16 protein-coding genes and 4 tRNA genes are annotated in these 20,644 nt (G+C 48.3%); 1 reads left to right on the top strand and 19 read right to left on the bottom strand.

Annotation, left to right across the window (positions count from 1 at the left end):
• Positions 1-60 precede the first annotated feature (60 nt).
• The 19 genes from BLQ88_RS12140 to BLQ88_RS12050 form a co-directional block, all read right to left on the bottom strand.
• Positions 61-2,205, bottom strand: a complete 2,145-nt coding sequence (locus BLQ88_RS12140) for a xanthine dehydrogenase family protein molybdopterin-binding subunit (RefSeq protein WP_090149748.1) — start codon at positions 2,203-2,205, stop codon at positions 61-63.
• 2 nt (positions 2,206-2,207) lie between these two features.
• Positions 2,208-2,669 (bottom strand): (2Fe-2S)-binding protein, encoded by a 462-nt coding sequence (locus BLQ88_RS12135; protein ID WP_015812900.1) that lies wholly within the window; start codon positions 2,667-2,669, stop codon positions 2,208-2,210.
• A 118-nt stretch (positions 2,670-2,787) separates the two neighbouring features.
• Complete coding sequence (locus tag BLQ88_RS12130; RefSeq protein ID WP_090149745.1) at positions 2,788-3,117, bottom strand: DUF3467 domain-containing protein; 330 nt, start codon at positions 3,115-3,117, stop codon at positions 2,788-2,790.
• A gap of 127 nt (positions 3,118-3,244) precedes the next feature.
• Positions 3,245-7,567: a DNA-directed RNA polymerase subunit beta' gene (rpoC, locus tag BLQ88_RS12125; protein WP_090149742.1), complete on the bottom strand. Its 4,323-nt coding sequence runs from the start codon at positions 7,565-7,567 to the stop codon at positions 3,245-3,247.
• 87 nt (positions 7,568-7,654) lie between these two features.
• Positions 7,655-11,521 (bottom strand): DNA-directed RNA polymerase subunit beta, encoded by a 3,867-nt coding sequence (gene rpoB / locus BLQ88_RS12120; RefSeq protein WP_090149739.1) that lies wholly within the window; start codon positions 11,519-11,521, stop codon positions 7,655-7,657.
• 278 nt (positions 11,522-11,799) lie between these two features.
• Entirely contained in the window at positions 11,800-12,186 is a 387-nt protein-coding gene (rplL, locus tag BLQ88_RS12115) for a 50S ribosomal protein L7/L12 (protein WP_090149735.1), read from the bottom strand.
• Between the two features lie 90 nt (positions 12,187-12,276).
• On the bottom strand, positions 12,277-12,807 hold the full coding sequence (gene rplJ, locus BLQ88_RS12110; RefSeq protein WP_090149732.1) for a 50S ribosomal protein L10: 531 nt from the start codon (positions 12,805-12,807) through the stop codon (positions 12,277-12,279).
• A gap of 1 nt (position 12,808) precedes the next feature.
• On the bottom strand, positions 12,809-13,507 hold the full coding sequence (gene rplA / locus BLQ88_RS12105) for a 50S ribosomal protein L1 (protein WP_090149729.1): 699 nt from the start codon (positions 13,505-13,507) through the stop codon (positions 12,809-12,811).
• A gap of 36 nt (positions 13,508-13,543) precedes the next feature.
• Positions 13,544-13,993 carry a 50S ribosomal protein L11 gene (gene rplK, locus BLQ88_RS12100; protein ID WP_019944910.1) on the bottom strand — a complete coding sequence of 150 codons (450 nt, stop codon included), beginning with the start codon at positions 13,991-13,993 and terminating at the stop codon, positions 13,544-13,546.
• Between the two features lie 75 nt (positions 13,994-14,068).
• Positions 14,069-14,623 (bottom strand): transcription termination/antitermination protein NusG, encoded by a 555-nt coding sequence (nusG, locus tag BLQ88_RS12095; protein ID WP_015812908.1) that lies wholly within the window; start codon positions 14,621-14,623, stop codon positions 14,069-14,071.
• Positions 14,624-14,656: 33 nt separating this feature from the next.
• Positions 14,657-14,848, bottom strand: coding sequence for a preprotein translocase subunit SecE (gene secE / locus BLQ88_RS12090; RefSeq protein WP_015812909.1), 192 nt, complete (start codon positions 14,846-14,848; stop codon positions 14,657-14,659).
• Positions 14,849-14,867: 19 nt separating this feature from the next.
• Positions 14,868-14,938: transfer RNA gene (locus BLQ88_RS12085), tRNA-Trp, on the bottom strand.
• 102 nt (positions 14,939-15,040) lie between these two features.
• Positions 15,041-16,228: an elongation factor Tu gene (gene tuf, locus BLQ88_RS12080; protein WP_090149726.1), complete on the bottom strand. Its 1,188-nt coding sequence runs from the start codon at positions 16,226-16,228 to the stop codon at positions 15,041-15,043.
• A 145-nt stretch (positions 16,229-16,373) separates the two neighbouring features.
• Positions 16,374-16,445 (bottom strand) — tRNA-Thr (locus tag BLQ88_RS12075).
• A gap of 272 nt (positions 16,446-16,717) precedes the next feature.
• Positions 16,718-16,790: transfer RNA gene (locus BLQ88_RS12070), tRNA-Gly, on the bottom strand.
• A 63-nt stretch (positions 16,791-16,853) separates the two neighbouring features.
• Positions 16,854-16,936, bottom strand: a tRNA-Tyr gene (locus BLQ88_RS12065).
• A gap of 164 nt (positions 16,937-17,100) precedes the next feature.
• Complete coding sequence (locus BLQ88_RS12060) at positions 17,101-18,216, bottom strand: porin family protein (RefSeq protein WP_176884974.1); 1,116 nt, start codon at positions 18,214-18,216, stop codon at positions 17,101-17,103.
• An 11-nt stretch (positions 18,217-18,227) separates the two neighbouring features.
• Positions 18,228-19,133: a hypothetical protein gene (locus tag BLQ88_RS12055; RefSeq protein WP_090149723.1), complete on the bottom strand. Its 906-nt coding sequence runs from the start codon at positions 19,131-19,133 to the stop codon at positions 18,228-18,230.
• On the bottom strand, positions 19,114-19,704 hold the full coding sequence (locus tag BLQ88_RS12050) for an RNA polymerase sigma factor (RefSeq protein WP_090149721.1): 591 nt from the start codon (positions 19,702-19,704) through the stop codon (positions 19,114-19,116). The genes BLQ88_RS12055 and BLQ88_RS12050 overlap by 20 nt, the downstream gene beginning before the upstream one ends.
• Before the next feature lie 129 nt (positions 19,705-19,833).
• Here BLQ88_RS12050 and murI point away from each other — a divergent pair, with 129 nt between their 5' ends.
• Positions 19,834-20,643: a glutamate racemase gene (gene murI / locus BLQ88_RS12045; protein WP_090149718.1), complete on the top strand. Its 810-nt coding sequence runs from the start codon at positions 19,834-19,836 to the stop codon at positions 20,641-20,643.
• The last annotated feature ends 1 nt before the right edge of the window (position 20,644 follow it).

Here is a 20,644-nt window from a genome sequence, read left to right as displayed (position 1 = left end):
AGATAAAAATGCGGTATCACATTTTCATCTTACTGCCTTACAATTTGCATGATTTAATGCTTAGGAAATGCCTTTAAATGCTTCCTCGTTAATAAAAGGCTGATTTCTAAGCCGTTGCTTCGTCGCTTTATAGAATGCATTGGCAACTGCACCTCCCGCTGGCGGCAATGCAGGCTCGCCGAGGCCCGTCGGTGAAATGCCGTTTTCTACGAAATGCACATCTACCTCGGGGATCTCATTCATCCGGATCAAACGGAAGCCATTGAAATTGCTTTGGTCGGGAGTACCGCCTTTGAACGTCATGTTGCCGAACATGGCGTGGCCGAGTCCATCCACAACGCCGCCGCGTACCTGCTGCAACGAGCCGCTTTTGTTGATCACAATGCCGCAATCGACCGCAGCGATGACGTTTTTCAATGTAGGTTTGCCTTTTTCGACAACCACTTCGCCTACCTGCGCTACGTACGACCGGTGCGAGAAGTAAACCGAAAAGCCTTGGAAAACGCCTTTTTTCTTACCCCAGTTGCTCTTCTCAGCCGCCAGCCTGATCACGGCGATCATCCGGTCGACATCGTATTTTACCTCGCCTGCCGGTGATTTTTTCGCTTTTTCCAGCAATGCAAGCCGGAATTCTACCGGATCTTTACCCGCCGCTTCCGCCACTTCGTCGATGAACGACTGCTCGGCATAAGCGAGGAAGTTGGTAATAGGCGCACGCCACGGGCCGGTAGTAATGGCCGATTTATGTTCTACCGAATCGATCAGCAGGTTATCTACCGAGCCCGACGGAAAGTTATCCTCCCGGGTAGGGTTGCCGGAGTTGATTCCGACGCCACGCAGTTTATAGCCGATCATTTCTCCGTTTTTATCCAATGCGGCCTCGAAGCGGTAGCGTACGGCAGGGCGGTATGTACCGCCGGTCATATCGTCTTCCCGCGTCCAGATCACCTTCACCGGCGCTTTCACGAGTTTGGAAACGTGTACCGCTTCGATCGCAAAGTCAGCGGAAAGCCGTCGACCGAAACCGCCGCCCTGGCGCGTAATTTCCACCGTGATTTTTTCGGGAGGGAAGCCTGTTATCTTAGCTGCTTCCCCACGTGCGCGGTCGGGCGTCTGCGTCGGGCCTACGAGCTCTACGCCATCCTCGCGTACGTGTGCGAAGAAGTTCATGGGTTCCAATGGGCTATGCGGCAGGAACGGGCATTGGTACTCCGACTTAATGACTTTCGCGGCGCTTTTGAATGCGGCTTCCACATCGCCATTTTTTCTGCGGACAGTAGCTTCGCCATTGTCCATCAGGTTGGAGAAAATGCGGTTATGGTCTTCCGAGCTTTCGAGGTCGGCCGCTTTTTCGTATTCGATTTTCAGCGCTTCGCGGGCCTTCTTGCATTGCCAGGTCGATTTACCGACTACTGCCACACTGTTTTCGAAAGTAACCACGTCCACGATACCGGGCATTGCTTTGGCGGCGGCGGAGTCAACCGATTTCAGTTTAAAACCAAATGCTTTTGGCCGCTGGATAATCGCGAACAGCATTCCCTCACGGTAAAAATCAAGGCCGAAAAGCGGCTTACCGGTAGCTATATTCTTGTTATCGACATTCCTGACCGATTGCCCGATCAGTTTGAATGTCTTTTCATCTTTCAGTTTAATGTCGGTTGGCGCGGTAAGCTTGCCGGCGGCCTCCGCAAATTCGCCGTAGCTCGCCGATTTGCCCGAAGCTTTGTGAGACAGCTTGCTATCGGCGGTCGTGATTTCCAAAACCGGTACGCCCCATTTGGTCGCCGCCGCATTCACGAGAAGGTAACGTGCCGTGGCGCCCGCCTTGCGCAGGCGTTCCCACGAATGCGGAACGGCGCCGCTACCGCCTGTTACCTGGCGTTCGAACTGTGCATTGTCGAGCTTACCCTGCACTGTTTTTACGAGTTTCCAATCGGCGTCCAGCTCTTCGGCCACCACCATTGGAAAGGCGGTTTTGATACCCTGCCCGATTTCAGGATTGGGAGAAACAATGGTAATGATGTTATCGGAACCGATAGACAGGTAGCTATTGAATTTCACCGCTCCCGCCGCAATCTGATTCGCATCCACCACAACCGGTGCCGCGTTGGTATCCGACCAGTTGAAACCCAGGAACAAACCGCCACCGGCCGCAGCCGCGAGCTTCATGAAGTCGCGACGCGATGTTTGATTTAACGTGCTCATGGTTAGTTGGTTTTAGAAGCTGCGACTTTAACGGCTTCGCGAATGCGGTGGTAAGTTCCGCAGCGGCAGAGGTTACCGCTCATCGCCCCGACGATTTCCTCGTCCGTCGGTTTCGGCTTTTCTTTAAGGAATGCGGCTGCTGTCATGATCTGACCAGCCTGGCAGTAACCGCATTGGGCCACATCCACTTCATCCCACGCCTTCTGAACCGGGTGGTCGCCTTTTTCGGACAGCCCTTCAATGGTGGTTACCTTCGCCTTTCCTACTGCCGAAACGGGCAATACGCATGAGCGAACGGCCTTGCCATCCAGATGCACGGTGCAGGCGCCACACTGCGCGATCCCGCAGCCATATTTGGTACCTACAAGGCCCAGATTATCGCGCAACACCCACAGCAGCGGGGTATCACCCTCCACGTCTGCGCTGTATGCACGGTTGTTGATTGTCAATTTGAATGATGCCATGGTGATTAAGAGTTTGGCAAAAGTTACAAAAAATCATGACGGAAGCCAAACTTCTTATTCGCGAAGTGCCTGACTGATAGCGATATAGCCAAGCTTACATGTCGGTTTTGTAAACTGATTACGCTTCGCCGCCCGGGCCGCCGAAGCTGATTGGGAAGCTGAATGTCGGCTCGTTGTCCTGAGAGCTCTGGATAGGGCCGTATTGGTCTTCGTATTTCTGAATATTGTCACGTAATGCGGCTACAAGGCGCTTCGCATGCTCGGGCGTAACGATAATGCGCGCTTTCACCTTCGCGCGGGGTACTCCGGGCATGAGGCGGATGAAGTCGAGTATGAATTCGCTGTTGGAATGGGCGATCATGGCCAGGTTGGAATACACCCCTTCTGCCATTTCCTCGGACAGTTCCACATTGATCTGTTGTTCGTTTTCCTTGTTCTCTTCTTTCATTGTTGGTTTTTAAATAGCTGCGCTATTGAATTTACTGGGGAAATTACTAAAAATACCCCGGTTGAAAAAGCCGAGAGCCGGTCCCGCTAATGCAGGCCGGCTCTCGGTTTACTCATATTCAGTCGGATTACGCCAACTCTTTTTTCTTGCGTGATTGTCTCTCGCGAGAATCGGTGAGCGCATCGAATTCTTCTTTCGATCCAACGATCAGGTTTTCGTAAGTACGCATACCTGTACCGGCAGGGATAAGGTGACCTACGATCACGTTCTCCTTCAAGCCTTTCAGTTCATCGCGTTTACCACGAACAGCTGCTTCGCTCAATACTTTGGTTGTTTCCTGGAATGAAGCCGCGGAAACAAAGCTCTCAGTACCCAAAGAAGCTTGTGTGATACCCATCAACGTTGGTCTCGCTACCGCAGCTTGCGCATCACGGGCAGTCACCAGTTTAAGGTCACGACGTTTCAGGCTTGAATTTTCATCGCGCAGGCGACGAACAGAAACGATCATACCAGGCTTCAATGTTTCGGAGCTACCGGAGTCTTCAACCACTTTCATATCCAGGATCTTATCGTTTTCCTCGCGGAATACCACGCGGTCAACAGCCTGCATTTCAAGGAAGTTGGTGTCACCAGCGTCCAGGATATCCACTTTCTGCATCATCTGGCGTACGATACATTCGATGTGTTTATCGTTGATCTTCACACCTTGCAAACGGTATACTTCCTGAATCTCGTTCACGAGGTACTCTTGTACCGCGGTTGGTCCTTTGATAGAAAGGATGTCCGCAGGGGTAATCGCACCATCGGAAAGCGGGTCACCGGCACGTACGAAGTCACCGTCCTGAACGAGGATGTGTTTCGACAGAGGCACCATGTAGCGACGTTGTGTTCCGTCTTTCGATTCGATATGGATTTCACGGTTACCGCGTTTTACGCCACCGTAAGATACTACTCCGTCGATTTCAGAAACCGTAGCAGGGTTAGACGGGTTACGTGCTTCGAACAATTCGGTCACACGTGGCAGACCTCCCGTGATATCGCGTGTTTTACCAACAACGCGTGGGATTTTCGCCAACGGCTGACCAGCCTTGATAGCTGCACCGGCCTTCACAACCAGACGTGCTCCAACAGGAAGGTTGTAACCTTTTTCAGTCTGATCTTTCAACAATGTAGACTTACCTTTCACCACGATAGCCGGGTTTTTGGTTTTGTCACGTGTTTCAATGATCACCGACTCCTGGAAGCCTGTTTGTTCGTCAAATTCTTCACGGAATGTGATACCTTCTTCGATCGCGTCGAAGGAAACAGTTCCTGTGAATTCTGAAAGGATTACCGCGTGATAAGGGTCCCAGGTACAAAGTTCCTGACCTTTGAGCACGCTATCACCTTCTTTCACTTGCAAATGCGCACCGTAAGGTACGTTGTTCGAGATCAGGAGTTGTTTCGTTTCAGGGTGAACGACTTTCACTTCACCTGAACGGCCCATTACTACCGTTACTTCGTCGCCTTCCGAGTTAACAGATTGTACCAGACGAAGGTCTTCGAACTGGATCAAACCGTCGAATTTCGCTTTGATGTTGGCTTCAACAGAGATGTTGGAAGCCGTACCACCCACGTGGAATGTACGGAGTGTCAGCTGTGTACCTGGCTCACCGATTGACTGGGAAGCGATTACACCTACTGCCTCACCGATGTTTACCATCTGGGCAGACGCCAAGCTGCGTCCATAACATTTTGCACAAACACCGTCACGGGTTTCGCAAGTCAGTACCGAACGGATTTCGACAGTTTCAAGGCTTGTTTCATCAATGTAAGCTGCGATCTCTTCTGTGATTTCCTGTCCTGATGTAAGGATCAATTCGTTGGTCAACGGATCGAACACATCGTGAACGCTCACACGGCCAAGGATACGCTCTGACAATGGTTCTACGATATCTTCATTGTCTTTCAATGCCGAGATCGCGATACCACGGAGCGAGCCGCAGTCTTCTTCTACTACGACCACGTCTTGTGCAACGTCGTGCAAACGACGGGTCAGGTAACCCGCATCCGCAGTTTTCAACGCTGTATCGGCAAGACCTTTACGCGCACCGTGGGTAGAGATAAAGTATTCCAAAACGTCGAGACCTTCTTTAAAGTTAGAAAGAATCGGGTTTTCGATGATTTCACCAGCACCACCAGCGATGTTTTTCTGAGGTTTCGCCATAAGCCCCCTCATACCACCCAACTGACGGATCTGCTCGCGGGAACCGCGGGCTCCGGAGTGCATCATCATATAGATTGAGTTGAATCCGCCTTTGTCAGATTCAAGCTGCTTCATCAACGTTTCTGTAATGCGTGAGTTAACGCGCGTCCAGATATCGATCACCTGGTTGTAACGTTCGTTCTCCGTGATCAAACCCATCAGGTAGTTGTTCCAGACGTTTTCAACATCGCCTTTCGCCTGCTCGATGAGTTTTTCTTTTTCACTTGGAACCATTACATCGTCCAATCCCATTGACAAACCGCCTTTGAAGGCCATTTGGAAACCAAGTTCTTTGATTTCGTCAAGGAATTGTGCTGTACGGGCCACACCAGCCTGTTTGAATACCAAACCGATGATCTGCTGAAGTTTCTTTTTAGTCAACAATTCGTTGATATAACCTACTTCCTCAGGAACAGCCTGGTTGAACAGGAGACGGCCTGCAACGGTGTCGATCAGCTTAATTTCAAATGTGCCGTCCTCGTTACGAACGCGAACGCGGCATTTGATATTCGCATGTTTCGAAAGTTTGCCTTCGTTGATCGCGATGATAACTTCATCAGGACCGTAGAAGATTTTGCCTTCTCCGATGATCGGATATTGCTCGGTGCTTACGCGACCTTTTGTAACATAATACAGACCCAAAACCATGTCCTGAGATGGTACCGTAATCGGTGCACCGTTGGCAGGGTTCAGAATGTTATGCGACGAAAGCATCAGCATTGAAGCTTCCAAAACGGCTTCCTGGCCCAGTGGTACGTGTACCGCCATCTGGTCACCGTCAAAGTCGGCGTTGAATGCCGTACAAACCAATGGGTGAAGCTGGATCGCCTTACCTTCGATCAGTTTAGGCTGGAATGCCTGGATACCCAAACGGTGAAGTGTCGGAGCACGGTTAAGCAATACCGGGTGACCTTTCAGTACGTTTTCGAGAATATCCCAGATCACAGGGTCCTTGCGGTCTACGATCTTCTTCGCTGATTTTACAGTTTTAACAATTCCACGCTCGATGAGCTTGCGGATAATAAACGGCTTGAAAAGCTCCGCCGCCATATCTTTTGGCAAACCGCATTCGTGCAGTTTCAATTCAGGACCTACCACGATAACCGAACGACCAGAATAGTCGACACGCTTACCTAGCAAGTTTTGACGGAAACGGCCTTGCTTTCCTTTCAGCATGTCTGAAAGTGATTTCAATGCACGGTTACCTTCTGAACGTACCGCATTCACTTTACGGCTGTTGTCGAAAAGGGAGTCAACCGCTTCCTGCAACATCCTTTTTTCGTTACGCAAGATCACCTCAGGTGCCTTGATCTCGATGAGGCGTTTCAGACGGTTGTTACGGATAATTACACGACGATAAAGGTCGTTCAAATCCGAAGTCGCGAAACGGCCACCGTCCAGAGGTACAAGCGGACGCAATTCTGGTGGAATAACCGGTACCATTTTGATCACCATCCATTCAGGGCGGTTTTCAATACGGGTATTCGCATCACGGAATGCTTCTACCACTTTCAAGCGCTTCAAAGCTTCCGCTTTACGTTGCTGAGAAGTGTCGGTAGCAGCCTGGTGACGGAGTTCGTAAGAAAGTTCGTCGAGCTTAATGCGGCTCAACAGCATTTCTAATGCATCGGCACCCATTTTCGCGATGAACTTGTTGGGATCCGTGTCAGGAAGCAACTGATTCTCGCGTGGGAGTTTATCGATGATATCGAGGTACTCATCTTCGGTCAGGAAGTCGAGGTAGCTTACGCCGTCCTCTTCTTTCACACCTGGCTGAACAACCGCGTACCGTTCGTAGTAAATGATCTGGTCGAGTTTCTTGGTCGAAAGTCCCAACAGGTAACCGATTTTGTTCGGCAAGCTGCGGAAGTACCAGATATGTGCAACAGGAACCACTAATTCAATGTGACCCATGCGCTCCCGGCGAACCTTTTTCTCGGTTACCTCTACACCGCAACGGTCGCAGATAATTCCTTTATAACGAATGCGCTTGTATTTCCCGCAGTGACATTCCCAGTCTTTTACAGGACCGAAAATGCGCTCGCAGAACAGACCGCCCATCTCCGGCTTGTAGGTCCGGTAGTTGATGGTTTCAGGCTGGGTTACTTCACCGAAGGAGCTTTCTAGGATAGACTCCGGTGACGCCAGACTGATCGTCATTCTGGAAAAGTCGCTGTTTAATTTTTTATTCTTTTTGAAAGACATAATAAAGAGTCGTTTGTCTGTTAGTCGAAACTAAATGATTGCTTTGTTAAGCAGCGCATCTTGCAATGCGCCGCCTACGACTAAAAATTAGTCCAGTGTAATCTCCAATGCTAGTCCGCGAAGCTCGTGAACAAGTACGTTGAATGACTCTGGGATATTTGGTTTCGGAAGGTTTTCACCTTTCACGATCGCTTCGTACGCTTTGGCACGGCCTACCACATCATCAGATTTCACCGTAAGGATCTCCTGAAGAATGTGCGATGCACCGAACGCTTCAAGCGCCCACACTTCCATCTCACCGAAACGCTGTCCACCGAACTGCGCTTTACCACCCAATGGTTGCTGGGTAATGAGCGAGTATGGCCCGATAGAACGCGCGTGCATTTTATCGTCAACCAAGTGGCCCAGTTTCATCATGTACATCAGACCGACAGTTACCGGCTGGTCGAACTGCTCACCAGTCAAACCATTGTACAGATAAGTACGTCCCCAATCCGGCAGACCTGCTTCTTTCAGCTCGGCAGCAACTTCCGCTTCGGTAGCACCGTCAAAGATCGGTGTTGCGTAGCGACGGCCGAGTTTCAGACCAGCCCATGCGAGGATGGTTTCGTAAATCTGACCGATGTTCATACGTGAAGGTACCCCAAGTGGGTTCAACACGATGTTAACCGGCGTTCCGTCTTCGAGGAACGGCATATCTTCGTCACGAACGATACGGGCAACAACCCCTTTGTTACCGTGGCGACCCGCCATTTTATCCCCTACTTTCAGTTTACGTTTCTTAGCGATATATACTTTCGCCAGTTTCACGATACCTGCTGGTAGTTCATCACCTACTTCCAATGCGAAACGATCGCGTTTGAAGCGGCCCATTACTTCGCTGCGGGCATTGAGGTAGTTTTTCAACACCAGTGAAACCTGAAGGTTTACATTGCTGTCTTCGCTCCATGCGTCAGTCAATACGTCTCCGATAAGGTTAACCTCTTCCGGAACTGCATACTGGCTTTCGTCGCGGTACGGGTTGTTGGCAGGGAAAAGGTTCTCGGAGATGTTTCTCACATTGAACTTCATTCCTTTGCTGATCAACTCGTCACCGAATTTGTGCTTCACGCCCGAGCTGGTTCTGCCATCCGTCAATGTTACCAGCTTGTCGATCACACGACCACGCAATGCAGTCAGGTCACGGCTGTATTTTTTCATCAACAAACGAAGCTCGTCTTTGTGTTTTGCACGCTCTTCTTTGGTCGGGCGGGAGAACAGTTTGGTATCGATTACCACACCTTTCATTGATGGTGGTGCTTTTTTGGAAGCATCCTTCACATCACCAGCCTTATCACCGAAGATCGCACGAAGCAGTTTTTCTTCCGGAGTTGGATCAGATTCTCCTTTTGGAGTGATCTTACCGATCAGGATATCGCCTTCTTTCACTTCTGTACCTACTTGTACGATACCGTTTTCGTCGAGGTTCTTTACAGTTTCCTCGCTTACGTTCGGGATCTCAGCGGTCAATTCTTCTTCTCCGCGTTTCGTATCACGCACTTCGAGTTCGAATTCTTCGATGTGGATCGAAGTAAAGATATCGTCGCGTACTACCTTTTCAGAGATTACGATCGCATCCTCGAAGTTGTATCCCTGCCAAGGCATGAATGCAACCAAAAGATTACGGCCCAATGCAAGTTCACCACCTTCGGTACCATAACCCTGGCAAAGCGGTTCGCCTTTTTTCACTTTCTGGCCTTTCAACACCATTGGTTGAAGGTTCAAACAAGTGTCCTGGTTGGTACGACGGAATTTCACGAGATCATAAGAAACGCTGTCGTCGATAAAGCTAACGAGGCGGTCATCGTCCGTACGGTCGTATTTAACGACAATCTTCTTCGCATCTACGAATTCGATTTCGCCGTCACCTTCTGCAACTACCAATGCACGCGAGTCCATTGCCACGCGGCGTTCCAGACCAGTTCCAACGATAGGAGCCTGAGGGCGCAACAAAGGCACACCCTGGCGCTGCATGTTAGATCCCATCAATGCACGGTTAGCATCATCGTGTTCAAGGAACGGAATCAGCGAAGCGGCTACCGATACGATCTGGTTGGCAGCAACGTCCATATATGACGCTTGCGAAGGATCCACCATCGGGAAGTCACCTTCGAAACGTGTTTTGATTTTCTCAACGGTGAAGTTTCCTTCTTTATCCACAGAAGCATTCGCTTGTGCGATGTATTTGGAATCTTCTTCTTCCGCTGTCATGTAGATCAGCTCATTGGTCAGCTTACCTGCGCTATCGATTACACGATATGGTGTTTCGATAAAGCCCATTCCATTCACTTTCGCGAACACGCAAAGAGAGGAAATCAGACCGATGTTCGGACCTTCCGGAGTTTCGATCGTACACAGACGCCCGTAGTGGGTGTAGTGAACGTCACGAACCTCGAAACCTGCTCTTTCACGGGAAAGACCACCTGGCCCAAGTGCCGACATACGACGTTTGTGCGTAATCTCAGCCAATGGGTTTGTTTGGTCCATGAACTGAGAAAGCTGGTTGGTACCGAAGAACGAGTTGATTACCGATGACAATGTACGAGCATTGATCAGGTCAACAGGTTTGAAATCTTCGTTATCACGTACGTTCATACGCTCCTTGATGGTACGCGCCATACGTGCAAGACCCACGCCGAACTGTGCATAAAGCTGCTCGCCTACCGTACGTACACGACGGTTTGACAAGTGGTCGATATCATCGACTACCGCTTTCGCATTGATCAGACCGATCAGGTATTTCACGATGGAAACGATATCACCGGTTGTCAGTACGCGAACGTCGAGGCTGGTATCCGATCCCAATTTCTTGTTGATACGGTAACGGCCTACATCACCGAGGTCGTAACGCTTATCCGAGAAGAACAAGCTCTGGATCACGTCACGTGCAGTTTGCTCATCAGGAGCTTCTGCATTACGCAGCTGACGGTAAATTTGCTCAACAGCTTCCTTGTCGGAGTTTGAGCTATCTTTTTGAAGCGTGTTATAAATGATGTTATAATCCGCTACGTTCATGTCTTCCTTGTGCATGATGATCGACTTCTGACCTGATTCTACGATCACGTCGATATCATCCGCAGAAATAGTAGAGTCACGTTCCAGCAACACTTCGTTACGCTGGATAGAAACTACCTCACCGGTATCCTCATCCACAAAGTCCTCAGTCCATGTACGGAGAACCCTTGCCGCCAACCGGCGTCCTACTGCCTTTTTCAGGTTAGTAGGCGTCGCGCTGATTTCTTCTGAAAGACCGAAAAGGTCGAGGATATCTTTATCAGATCCGAAACCGATCGCTCTCAAAAGGGTCGTTACCGGGAATTTCTTCTTACGGTCGATGTACGCGTACATTACGTTGTTCACGTCCGTAGAGAATTCGATCCAGGAACCTTTGAATGGAATAATCCGCGCAGAATATAGTTTTGAACCGTTGGTGTGCTTGCTCATAGAGAAGAACACGCCCGGTGAACGGTGAAGCTGAGAAACGATTACGCGCTCAGCGCCATTGATCACGAACGAACCGCGTTCGGTCATGTAAGGAATGTTTCCGAGGAATACTTCCTGCTCAATGGTTTCAAATTCTTCATGATCGGCGTCGTTACAGATCAAACGCAGTTTCGCCTTCAAAGGCACTGCGTAAGTCAGACCGCGATCAATGGATTCGTCGACAGAATACTTCGGTGGTTCAAGGAGGTAATCGATGAACTCGAGAACGAAGTTTTCGCGTGAGTCGGCGATGGGGAAGTTTTCAGCGAAAACTTTGTAAAGTCCTTCTCCGGAACGGTCTTCAACCGATGTATCCAGACTAAAGAAATCGCGGAACGATTGTACCTGGATTCCCAGAAGATCCGGATAATCGATAATCTGATTGATCCTTGAGAAGTTCTTTCTTGGTGTTTTTGGATTAATAGTAGCCAAGGCTATGTGTGATTTGGGTTAGCAGAAAAACTAATTAGTTTTAACCTAATCTATTGCCTCGTAGAGAAAGGTTAACCGCCCCTGTTCTTCCCTTCTACGAGTAAGGAAGTGTTTCGGGCAAAGTTAGCCGGAAGGAGATTTGGGCAGCGATCTCGTCACCGCCTCTAACCAGAACGACAAAAAAGTACTTTTCGTTTGGTCTTTATAAAAAACAGGAAAAGACCTGACGATTGTCAGGCCTATTCCTAAGAATTTATTTTCTAATGCTGTGGAGCAAATTACTTCACTTCAACTTCTGCACCAGCTTCTTCAAGTTGCTTTTTCAGAGCGTCAGCTTCGTCTTTAGCAACACCTTCTTTTACAGGTTTTGGAGCGCCGTCAACGAGTTCTTTCGCTTCTTTCAGGCCAAGACCAGTCAGGTCTTTAACCAATTTCACAACAGCAAGTTTACCAGCACCAGCCGATTTCAAGATTACATCGAAAGAAGTTTTCTCTTCAACCGCAGGAGCATCAGCACCAGCGCCAGCGCCAGGACCTGCTACCATTACTGCACCAGCAGCTGCTGGCTCAATGCCGTACTCGTCTTTAAGAATTGTAGCCAATTCGTTCACTTCTTTAACCGTAAGGTTAACAAGCTGTTCTGCGAAAGCTTTCAAATCTGCCATTTCTATTTTGATTTTTTTGATTATACAATAAGATGATTTTAAAAAGGCTCCTTTAATTATCAACCCGGAGAGCTAAACCAGGCTATTTAATTAGTCTTCTTTTTCAGACAAAGTTTTCAAGATACCAGCCAGGTTCTGTCCGCCGCTTGTAAGAGCGCCGATAACATTTTTGGCAGGTGATTGCAACAATCCGATCACTTCGCCGATCAGTTCTTGTTTCGATTTCAGAGAAATCAGAACGTCCAGCTGGCTTTCTCCAACGAAAAGGGCAGTGTCAACAGAAGCTCCTTTGAACTTCAATTTATCGCTACCTGATTTCTTTTTGAAATCCTTGATCAGTTGTGCAGGAACTTTACCTGACTCCGGGTGAAACATTACTCCGGAAAATCCTTTCAACACTTCGTCGAAAGAAGAATAGTCCGTATCTAGTGTTTCGAGCGCTTTTTTAATCAATGTATTCTTCACAACACGATACTCAACACCACGCTCGAAGCAAAGGCCTCTCAGTGTGTTTACCTCACTCACGGTCATGCCGGTAGCGTTGGTAATGTAGAAGTATGGCGTGTTGGCGAATTTCTGACTCAATTCGTCAATAATTACTGCTTTTTCTTCCCGTGTCATATTACAGTCCTGGAATCGTGTTTTTGTCAATAATAACACCCGGGCTCATCGTGCTTGACAAGTGAATGCTTTTTACGTAAGTACCTTTTGCCGATGAAGGCTTAAGGCGAACCAAGGTATTGATAACTTCCGTCGCGTTTTGTGCAAGCTGGTCAGTTCCGAAAGAAACTTTACCGATGCTGGTGTGGATGATACCGGTTTTGTCAACTTTGAAGTCGATTTTACCCGCTTTTACTTCCTTAACAGCCTTTGCAACGTCCGGAGTTACAGTTCCCGACTTAGGGTTTGGCATCAGACCACGAGGACCCAACACTTTACCAAGTCTACCTACTTTTGCCATTACACTCGGCATTGTAATAATCACGTCGATGTCTGTCCAGCCTTGCTCGATTTTTGTAATGTATTCGTCAAGACCAACATAATCCGCTCCTGCCTCTTTCGCTTCTGCCTCCTTGTCGGGAGTACACAGCACCAATACGCGAACTTCTTTTCCGGTTCCGTGTGGCAATGTTACCACGCCACGCACCATTTGGTCAGCTTTACGAGGATCTACGCCCAAACGAACGTCGATATCTACGGAAGCATCAAATTTGGTATAGGAAATCGTTTTCAGAACTTCCGCAGCACCTTCAAGCGTAAAAGCCTGGGTTGCGTCGTATTTTGAAAGAGCTTCTTTTTGCTTTTTGGTCAATTTTCCCATGTTCTTTGTTTCTTTGGCGTATCTATAAATCTACGCTCAGTTGTTTTCTTCCCATGGGGCCTTGCCAGCCACGGTGATACCCATACTACGAGCCGTTCCCGCGATCATTTTCATAGCAGACTCTACGGTGAAGCAGTTCAGGTCGGGCATTTTTGTTTCAGCGATCGTTTTAACTTGATCCCATGAAACTGATCCTACCTTAATACGGTTTGGCTGAGCCGAACCTGTTTTCACTTTTGAGGCTTCCAGAAGAAGAATAGCGGCCGGGGGGGTTTTGATGACGAAGTCGAAAGACTTGTCTTTGTAGTATGTAATAACTACCGGCAATACCACACCCATTTTATCCTGGGTACGGCCATTGAACTGCTTGCAAAACTCCATGATATTCAAACCCTTCGATCCTAATGCAGGACCAATCGGAGGTGATGGGTTGGCTTGGCCACCTTTCACCTGCAGTTTGACGTATCCACCTATTTCTTTTGCCATTGTTTTGGAATTTGTCGGTTCATTGATTGACTAGCGGCTTACATGCAGTTGGAAGCCTACCTGCCCGCTATTCGTTCAACTATCCTTTTCTACTTGTGCGTAACTGAGTTCCACGGGTGTATTACGCCCGAATATTTTTACAACTACATTGAGTTTTTTCTTCTCGTCGAATACTTCTTCCACCAGTCCGATAAATCCGCTGAACGGACCATCTACGACTTTCACAGTCTCGCCTTTGATGAAAGACATGCTTGGCGCTTCTTCGTGCTGTTCTGCTTCGTCGACCTTACCGAGGATACGGTTAATTTCAGACTGGCGCAGGGGAACAGGCACTTTTGAATTTCCTTCGGCATTGCCCAGGAAACCTATTACGCCGGGGATACTTGTAATAATGTGCAGCACCTCCCCTTTTGACAGGTCGGCTGAAATGATAATATACCCGGGAAAGAAGTTCTTTTCCCGTACACGCTTCTTACCGTTGCGCATTTCGTAGATCTTCTCGGAAGGGATCAGGATTTGCGGCACGAATTCGTTCAGCTTCTGGCGTGTGATTTCATTTTCAATGTAGGACTTGATTTTTTTCTCTTGCCCAGACACTGCCCTTAATACAAACCAATTTAGACTACTCATACCTTTCAGGGGGTTATCTTTACTAAAATAGCCTTAGAAAGACTGGTAAAACAGTTTCAGTGCGTTCTCAAATACGAGATCCATCACACCTACCACGAAGGCAAAAATGAGCGAACCTACAAGCACCAGTGTGGTGTTGGCTTGCAGTTCGTTGAAAGGCGGCCATGTAACATGTTGGGTCATTTCTTCCCAGGACGCTTTCAAAAAAGAAGTAAATTTTTCCATTTCACCTTTTCGATTTATGCACGGGTGGAGAGATTCGAACTCCCATCAACGGTTTTGGAGACCGCTATTCTACCCTTGAACTACACCCGTTTATCGTGCAATTACCCATTCGGGGCTGCAAAGATACGACTTTTTTATAAAAAACAAGTGCATTCCAAAAGAAATGCACTTGTTTTAATATTGCTATCTTGATTAGTCAAGAATTTCAGTTACCTGACCAGCACCTACGGTACGTCCACCTTCACGGATCGCGAAGCGAAGACCTTTTTCCATAGCGATTTTGTTGATCAGTTTCACTTCGATAGTGATGTTGTCACCTGGCATAACCATTTCAACACCTGCTGGAAGTGAGATTTCACCTGTCACGTCAGTGGTACGGAAGTAGAACTGAGGACGGTATTTGTTAAAGAATGGAGTGTGACGTCCACCTTCTTCTTTCGACAGTACGTAAACTTCACCTTTGAAGTGCAAGTGAGGCTTAACAGAACCTGGCTTACAGATTACCATACCACGACGGATATCTTCTTTGTCGATACCGCGAAGCAACAAACCTACGTTGTCACCAGCTTCACCGCGGTCAAGGATCTTACGGAACATCTCAACACCAGTTACGGTAGATTTAAGACCTTCTGCACCCATACCAAGGATATCAACGGCTTCACCAGAGTTGATGATACCACGCTCGATACGACCAGTTGCAACAGTACCACGACCAGTGATCGAGAATACGTCTTCAACAGGCATCAAGAATGGAAGATCTGTCATACGTGGAGGAATTGGAATCCAGTTATCAACAGCATCCATCAGATCTTCGATAGTTTTAACCCATTTCGGATCGCCGTTAAGACCACCCAAAGCAGAGCCTTGTACAACTGGAATGTTGTCACCATCGAATTCGTAGAAGCTAAGAAGCTCACGGATTTCCATCTCAACGAGTTCAAGAAGTTCCGGATCATCAACCATGTCCACTTTGTTCATGAACACAACAAGCTGAGGAACACCTACCTGACGAGCAAGAAGGATGTGCTCACGAGTTTGTGGCATAGGACCGTCAGTAGCAGCAACCACGATGATTGCGCCGTCCATCTGAGCAGCACCAGTTACCATGTTCTTCACGTAGTCAGCGTGACCTGGGCAGTCAACGTGCGCATAGTGACGGTTGGCTGTCTGGTATTCTACGTGTGAGGTATTGATTGTGATACCGCGCTCTTTCTCTTCAGGAGCATTGTCGATTGAAGAAAAGTCGCGTTTCTGTGCAAAACCTTTATCAGCCAACACAGTTGTAATCGCCGCTGTAAGGGTAGTTTTACCGTGGTCAACGTGCCCGATAGTACCAATATTTACGTGGGGTTTCGAGCGGTCAAACGTCTCTTTTGCCATGACTTAAGTACGCTTAAAATTAAAAGTTATTACGAATTTATTATACACTACTAATTGATCCTGCTGGCTTTACTGCAATCAAACACCGCAATCATTTACCAAATCAGGATCAAGTTTAAAGCGAGCACAAAACCCTCACTTTTCGAGCTTTTGAGGGGATTTGAACCCCTGACCTCTTCCTTACCAAGGAAGTGCTCTACCCCTGAGCTACAAAAGCATTGTACTTTATTTCTTCTTGCCTTCTCCGAAGCGCCCTGACCTCTTCCTTACAAAGGAAGTGCTCTACCGCGCGGCGGACCGTCCCTGAGCTACAAAAGCATTATTACTTCTTTTTTTCTTCTTCCCAGGGAAGTGCTCTACCGCATCGGCGGACCGCCCTGAGCTACAAAAGCATAATGCCGTTAGGCAATGTTCTTAGAACCAAAAAGCGATTAGCGAAAGTTATCTATTGAATGTTTTCGCTAATCGCTTCGATGATGTTTCTTTTTGAGCGGAAGACGAGGTTCGAACTCGCGACCTATAGCTTGGAAGGCTATCGCTCTACCAGCTGAGCTACTTCCGCATCTGTCTTCGTCTTTTACTTCAAAACTGGTATGATTTGAAGTGCTTTCTCAGACTCAAACTGTGGGGGCGGATGGATTCGAACCACCGTAGGCATACACCAGCAGATTTACAGTCTGCCCCATTTGGCCACTCTGGTACACCCCCAGACAACATTTCAACACAAGCGTGAAAACCGTTTGTTTCACAATTTGGAGTCGCAAAATTATACCCATTTTTTAGATTCTCAAATTCTTTTGAAAAAAAAATAAAAAAAAATGCGGCCTGGAATCAAAAACCGCGATTCCAGGCCGCACGGGCACTTTTCGACTTTAAAACAACCTCACCCCAAAACTGAGCATCCGTACCGACGGCCCACGATTGGCTTCGAAAAGATTGTTCAAATCATAGTTCACAAAGAAGTCAGGAAAGTTACGGATACCTATTTCGGCGGCTAAGCCATAGCGCAAATCTTCGATGTAAAAGTTACGTCGGTCGTGGTCCACATCCTTCGTTCCCACCTTCCGAACTTTCGTGTAGCTGCCCAGGCGATAGCCACCGTAAGCGCCGGCACTAATGTAGGAAATGAACGACCGCGAAAAGCTTAGCGTGGGCATGATCGACAGGTTCACGTAAGGCACAACAAGTTTCGATTTCCTCACCTCCACCTCTTGCTTGTTATCATCAACCACCGGAACAAACTCGACCGCATCGTCCGTCTTGATGATGGTATTGTTACCATCGTACATCATGTTGTACCAGGAGAAATCGACCCCGAAATCGAGTGTGAGCCTCGCGTCTTTTCCCCTGACCACATTCGCGCTGGCCACGTAGCCCAGGCTCACATAGCGCGATCCGAATGGTTTCAGGTCATAATCGGATTTGTTGAACCCGGCGGTAGTCTCATTGGTACCATACGTATTGAGGCCCAATGCAATATTGAATCCTTTCCGCGGGCTCGATCCGCCCCACGAGCGCCGGTGGAAACGCTTGCCCACGCGGCGGTAAGTCGAGTCCGATGAAACAACCTCATCGCCATCTTTTACTTCCACGCCCTTACCGTCGATGGAAACACGTGTATCGCCGTCCTTGATGTGAATGCCCCTGAGTCCGATCCTCAAATAATCTTTTTCGTTGGCCTCGCCCGGGTTTTTCAGGTACTTGTTTCCGTCAAACTCCTCCCGCAAGAATGTTGTATCGGCCTGGGTGCTGTCGAGCCTTACTTTCAGGTCTTTCAGCAATGCATTCAAATCATACTTCATGATCTTCTCCAATTCCTGCCGGTTCTCTCCGTAAATGATCAGCCTCGTCTTATCTCCGAATGTCACAATGATCGAATCCTTATCGGAAAACTGGTCATTAAACTTTTCATTCAGTTTCAGCGAACCAGCGCGCGCGCCAATGGCAAACAATACCAGCATTGCCATTGCATATATTTTACTTTTCATGGCTTAACAGATTACAGTTTTGTCTTGTCTTTAGGGTGATCTCTTTCATTACTTTTTTCATCCTTCCCACGCAGGCGATCGTCCACGCGTGCTACCAGATTTTTTGGATTAAAACCCACTTCCTCCCAATCGACCTTCTCCCCCGCTCTCGCATTTTTGAGCTGACGGAAAACCCTGGCAAACCGGGTATTGCGTGGCTTTTCTTCCGATTCATTAGTACCGGTCTCCACCACCGCGACAATCGTTCTCGTCGGTTCGGGTTCCGGCTTGTTCACCTGACTAACAGCTGGCTCGTCAGGCAAAGTCTTGATATCCTGCGTCGCAGGTTTTTTTAAAGGTTCCGGCTGTATTGCATTTACCGGAACGGAAGGTTTTTCATTCAAAGCCATCACCGGCGCATTCTGAACAGGCTCTACCTGGGCATTTGATACCTGAATGCCCGGTGTTTTCACATTCGATGCTTTCGTGTCCGGCGCTTTGGCTATTTGTTTTTGCGCTAATTGCGTTTCTGAATTACCAGCGGCGCTATATGTGGGTTTCAAACTTTTGCCGACATTTTCAACTCCGGCACTATCTTTTTTCTCCGTTACCGCCAACTGTTCAATAGGCGCATTTAACTTTTCAACCGGAGAAACAACCGAATCAACTTGTGTGGCCTTAGCTGCCGCAACAGTCTGCCGCGATTGAATGCTTCCCGGCGAAGCGTCCTGCTGATTCTGCCAAACCAGGTACCCTCCCATCACCGCCGCAGCCACACCGGCCGCAGCATACCAACCCCACACAGCCGCGAGACGTCTCGCCGAGCGACTGCTCCCGGGCTGCTTTTCCTGAATTTTAAGCCACGCATTTTCCGAAGGCGTTCTTTCCATTCCTTCGAGTCTGCGCTTGAAAAGATCATCAACAGGATGCTTTTTCATAGTCTACTTTTTTTTTATAACCATTTTCCCATTCCGCGACCATCTTTTGCAGCAGGGCGCGGGCACGGTGCAATTGTGATTTCGATGTACTTTCGGTAATACCCATCATCTGGGCGATTTCAATGTGTGCGTAGCCCTCGATCGCATACAGGTTGAAAACCGTCCGGTAACCCACCGGCAATGCTTCGATAAGGGCCATTAATTCTTCCGTTTCAAGATTCTGGTCGGCGTGGGTGTAATCGGGGATGTTATTAGCCTCGTCCGAAATGTTGTCTTCCAGTATCCTCTTTTGTTTCCGCAAATATCCCAGCGACTCGTTCACCATAATTCTCCTGATCCACCCTTCGAAACTTCCCTCTCCGCTGAACTGGTTTATTTTTTCAAAAACCCTCAAAAAACCTTCCACCATCACGTCCTCGGCCGCCATATCGTCGCATACATAGCGGAAGCACAAAGCCAGCATGCGATGGCTGTACTTGTCGTAAAGCTGTCGCTGCGCCTTAGGGTCTTCCTTCCTGAGTGCTTTGACGAGCTGTGCTTCCTGGCTAAATAGTGCTAAAATTCGACCCATTCTAATTGGTGGTTTCGACAGCAAGATGCGCATTCCTCATTGTGAGGTTGCATGTGCGGGAAAAGTTTTTTGATAATTTTTTAGCTTTGATGCGAATATCACTCATTGACCACCAAAAGGACTTCCCCAATGCTCGACTCCTCTGCACCCATCGGAATTTTTGACAGCGGAATCGGCGGTATGACCGTCGCCAGCGCCGTAACCAGGTTGCTTCCCCAGGAAAACACCATTTATTTCGGCGACACGGCGCATTTGCCTTACGGCGACAAGTCCACGGCAGCCATTCAGGCCTATTCGATCAAAATCTGTAATATGCTGTTACAGCAGAACTGCAAACTGATCCTCATCGCCTGCAACTCCGCGTCCGCCGCCGCTTACGAGCTCGTGCGAGAGTACGTGGGAAGCAAAGCGAAGGTTTTGAATGTGATCGATCCGGTGGTGGATTATGTGAAAGAGCATTATGAAGGGAAAACCATCGGCCTGATCGGCACCAAGCAGACGGTTCTATCTAATGTATACAAAAAGAAGGTCGATGCGCTGGACAGGAACATTCACCTGAAATCACTCGCTACGCCACTGCTGGCCCCGATGATCGAGGAAGGCTTTTTTGATAATAATATCAGTGAAAGCGTCATCGCCAATTATCTATCGGACGTGTCGCTGAATGGTATCGAGGCATTAATCCTCGGTTGCACGCATTACCCATTAATTAAAACGCAGATTCGCAAATTCTACGGCGAGGCGATTGAAACGCTCGATACTTCCGAGATCGTGGCACGCTCACTGAAAGCCTGGCTCGAACAACATTACCTCATCAATGAAAAAGGTGAAGGCAAGCGGCAGTTCTATGTGTCGGATTATACCTTGTCGTTCGAGCAATCGACAAACATATTCTTCGGGCGGCAAATCCAGCTGGAACATTACCCATTGTGGGAGTAAT

The sequence above is a fragment of the Dyadobacter soli genome, assembly GCF_900101885.1.
GTDB lineage: Bacteria > Bacteroidota > Bacteroidia > Cytophagales > Spirosomataceae > Dyadobacter > Dyadobacter soli.
Note: the sequence above shows the minus strand (reverse complement) of the source record. Positions and strands in the feature narration are given on the sequence as shown.

Excerpts from the sequence above, each read along its gene's own strand:
- BLQ88_RS12140 (WP_090149748.1), bottom strand. The coding sequence starts at position 2,205 with ATGAGCACGTTAAATCAAACATCGCGTCGCGACTTCATGAAGCTCGCG.
- BLQ88_RS12135 (WP_015812900.1), bottom strand. The coding sequence starts at position 2,669 with ATGGCATCATTCAAATTGACAATCAACAACCGTGCATACAGCGCAGAC.
- BLQ88_RS12130 (WP_090149745.1), bottom strand. The coding sequence starts at position 3,117 with ATGAAAGAAGAGAACAAGGAAAACGAACAACAGATCAATGTGGAACTG.
- rpoC (WP_090149742.1), bottom strand. The coding sequence starts at position 7,567 with ATGTCTTTCAAAAAGAATAAAAAATTAAACAGCGACTTTTCCAGAATG.
- rplL (WP_090149735.1), bottom strand. The coding sequence starts at position 12,186 with ATGGCAGATTTGAAAGCTTTCGCAGAACAGCTTGTTAACCTTACGGTT.
- rplJ (WP_090149732.1), bottom strand. The coding sequence starts at position 12,807 with ATGACACGGGAAGAAAAAGCAGTAATTATTGACGAATTGAGTCAGAAA.
- rplA (WP_090149729.1), bottom strand. The coding sequence starts at position 13,507 with ATGGGAAAATTGACCAAAAAGCAAAAAGAAGCTCTTTCAAAATACGAC.
- rplK (WP_019944910.1), bottom strand. The coding sequence starts at position 13,993 with ATGGCAAAAGAAATAGGTGGATACGTCAAACTGCAGGTGAAAGGTGGC.
- nusG (WP_015812908.1), bottom strand. The coding sequence starts at position 14,623 with ATGAGTAGTCTAAATTGGTTTGTATTAAGGGCAGTGTCTGGGCAAGAG.
- secE (WP_015812909.1), bottom strand. The coding sequence starts at position 14,848 with ATGGAAAAATTTACTTCTTTTTTGAAAGCGTCCTGGGAAGAAATGACC.
- tuf (WP_090149726.1), bottom strand. The coding sequence starts at position 16,228 with ATGGCAAAAGAGACGTTTGACCGCTCGAAACCCCACGTAAATATTGGT.
- BLQ88_RS12060 (WP_176884974.1), bottom strand. The coding sequence starts at position 18,216 with ATGAAAAGTAAAATATATGCAATGGCAATGCTGGTATTGTTTGCCATT.
- BLQ88_RS12055 (WP_090149723.1), bottom strand. The coding sequence starts at position 19,133 with ATGAAAAAGCATCCTGTTGATGATCTTTTCAAGCGCAGACTCGAAGGA.
- BLQ88_RS12050 (WP_090149721.1), bottom strand. The coding sequence starts at position 19,704 with ATGGGTCGAATTTTAGCACTATTTAGCCAGGAAGCACAGCTCGTCAAA.
- murI (WP_090149718.1), top strand. The coding sequence starts at position 19,834 with ATGCTCGACTCCTCTGCACCCATCGGAATTTTTGACAGCGGAATCGGC.